The sequence below is a fragment of the Shewanella sp. 10N.286.45.A1 genome (assembly GCF_041470405.1).
In the GTDB taxonomy this organism is placed as follows: domain Bacteria; phylum Pseudomonadota; class Gammaproteobacteria; order Enterobacterales; family Shewanellaceae; genus Shewanella.
This window is the reverse complement of sequence record NZ_JBFRMK010000359.1, coordinates 1-2679: the sequence shown is the minus strand read 5'-3', so window position 1 is coordinate 2679 and position 2679 is coordinate 1. Positions and strand designations below refer to the sequence as shown.

Below are 2679 nucleotides of genomic sequence, written 5' to 3'. Positions count from 1 at the left end.
CAGTTTATTTTAGAGGGGAAAAGGGAGCGTAGTTACCCTAGAGTGTTGAAGTGTTCAAAGGACCGATATCCCATAAAAAAGAAAGCCGTTCACGTTAAGTGAACGGCATTACCCTAAGGGTCCTTTTTTTTATGCGTCTTCTAGCTGTGTCAGTTTGTCAGGGATCATTTCAGCCAGCGCGGTAGCTAAGGCTCTTTTGTCATGTAAACCACGGTGGTGGCTACTTCTTAACGGGTAGTAGTTGATATAACCGTCTTGTGATGGTGTATCCGCATGGCGCAATACTTTATCGATTATCTTTAAGCCCAATACTTGATGACACCAGTCAAGTTTTTGCGCTAAACCACAATTAGCTATCGGAGAAGGCTCTTCAGTTAGATTATCGATTAATATCACTTCAGCATTTGACTCAGCCAGAGCCTTGGCTATTTTAGGCAGTAGCAAAGGCGGCATAATACTGGTTAAAAAACTACCTGGCCCGAGAATGATAATGTCAGCTTCCCTTATTGCTTCACAAGCTTCGCAGGTTGCTTGAACTAAAGGGTCAAGCGATAGAGCAATCGGGGTATCTTGCATTTTATCGACATTAATCTCGCCAAAGACACTGCGTCCACACGCTTCCATGGCGACAAGATGAGTCGGCTCCTCTGACATCGGGATTAAACGAGTTTCAATATTTAAAAACTGGCGGACTAAATTGATTGCTTCAAGAGGTCTAACGCAAAGCTCATCTAATGCAGTTAGCATTAAATTACCTAGATTATGGCCATTGAGCTCGCTGTCGCCATTAAAGCGGTATTCAAACATCAGTGAGCCAACCGATGGCTTTTTAGATAGCTGAGTTAGGCAGTTACGTAGATCACCCCACGCGATGCAGTCTTTTTCCGCGCGCAGTCTTCCCGTAGAACCGCCGTTATCCGTGGTAGCGACAATCCCTGTTAATTTCGGGCCTAAAAATGACAATGTTGAGAGAACGCGACCTAAACCATGTCCGCCACCAATGGCGACAACATGTTGATATTGATTAAGTGCATTGTTCTTCATAAGGGTCTCCTTCCTGAATACCCAGGTATTTTATTTCTTATCGACATTATAACGACTTAAACAGAATTTTACGCGATGAAATCTGATTCTAGCTGTCATATAATACAAAATTAGACATTTTGGCAAAATATATTTTGTATATTAAGAGGATGCGCAGTGAAGACAGGTAAAGTGGGTTTGTTTACCATCGCTTTTGGCGTTGTTATAGGTGGTTTTTTACTTGTTAGGCTGACGCTGATCCCTGCACAAGAAAGTGAAAATGCTAGATTAGGGAAAGCGATTAAAAACTCAGCGGCAGAAAGCAAGGTGCCTAATTTTAGCGAGATTAAGGACATCAAGGCCAAAAAGAATGCATTCTTCGATTTTTTACGCCCATCCGTTAAGCACCAGAATGCGGTTATCGAGGCTGAGCGGGAGTTTCTACTCGGTATAAAGTCACAGATAGAAAGTGATAAACATCTGACCGATGCTGACGAATTCCGTTTACAACAAATAGCAGAAAAGTATCAATACACTTCAAGACGTATTAATAGCAACACGATTGATAAATTATTGGTTCGAGTTGATGTCGTTCCTGAGCAGATGGTTTTAATTCAAGCTGCCAATGAAACAGGTTGGGGCAGTTCACGTTTTGCAAGGGAAGGTCTTAATTTTTTCGGCCAATGGTGCTTTAGAAAAGGTTGTGGATTGGTGCCGCAATCACGTACAACAGGGTTATCACATGAAGTCGCGGTGTTCAAAACCGTGGAAGATTCTGTCGCTTCATATATGCGCAACTTAAACTCAAACGCTGCTTACTCTGTGTTTAGGTCAATTCGAGCAGATATGCGTGCTAACAACCAAGTACCGACAGCGGAAAAGCTAGTTTATGGCTTAGTTAATTATTCAGAAAGACAAGAAGCTTATATTGATGAGTTACTTGAAATGTTACGTCAAAATCAACCATATTTAGTGGAAAAAAATGAAAAAACACCTGCTGCTTAGCCTTATTATCCTGAGTTGTTCTGCGGTACACGCTGAACCTATTTCACTAGAGTATCAAGGTTTCTACCAACGCTTAAAACAAGTGAACAAGGGCAATTATCAACTCGTCGAAGTCGCTTTTTCTGTTTCAAAAGCAAATGACTGTAAAGTGATTGATGGCACCATCACCACAGAAAAAGAGTCGTACCCGCTGACTATCACCCAAGATCAAAGAATATTTTTGCCTTACGATGTAAAATTAAAATCCGATCGAGCTTTGATCAACCTTAATGTAGATGGCGACGCCAGTTCTTGTGCTATCGCGATGCAGGTTAGAGCCAAAACAACAAAAATGGCTTACGACAGATCAGAGTTGTTGCAAATACAGACAGAGATGGATGCTCTATTAAGCCAGATGCAGGGGTTTCCTATGCGTTACTTCTCATCAGACATCGCAGGCCTTAACCTAGAGTTCGGTACTGATGTCGTCATGACTTTAGATGGAAAGCAGATACCAGTAAATGGTACTTATCGGCTAGAAAGGAACGTAATTGAACAGTTAAAGTCTATTGAGTTTACTCAGGCGCCTAAGGTTATTAGTCCCTGGACTGCTAACTAGTAACGATTGCAGTAACAAAAAGCCCTCTTAATAGAGGTAATGCCGGTCAGTTA

3 protein-coding genes are annotated in these 2679 nt (G+C 41.7%); 2 read left to right on the top strand and 1 reads right to left on the bottom strand.

Annotation, left to right across the window (positions count from 1 at the left end):
- Positions 1-129 precede the first annotated feature (129 nt).
- Complete coding sequence (gene yvcK, locus AB4238_RS21095; protein WP_372035451.1) at positions 130-1044, bottom strand: uridine diphosphate-N-acetylglucosamine-binding protein YvcK; 915 nt, start codon at positions 1042-1044, stop codon at positions 130-132.
- A gap of 156 nt (positions 1045-1200) precedes the next feature.
- Between yvcK and AB4238_RS21090 the strand changes: the two genes are divergently transcribed.
- Positions 1201-2028 carry a glucosaminidase domain-containing protein gene (locus AB4238_RS21090; protein ID WP_372035450.1) on the top strand — a complete coding sequence of 276 codons (828 nt, stop codon included), beginning with the start codon at positions 1201-1203 and terminating at the stop codon, positions 2026-2028.
- Positions 2006-2626 (top strand): DUF2987 domain-containing protein, encoded by a 621-nt coding sequence (locus AB4238_RS21085; RefSeq protein ID WP_372035448.1) that lies wholly within the window; start codon positions 2006-2008, stop codon positions 2624-2626. Before AB4238_RS21090 ends, AB4238_RS21085 begins: the two co-directional genes overlap by 23 nt.
- Positions 2627-2679 lie beyond the last annotated feature (53 nt).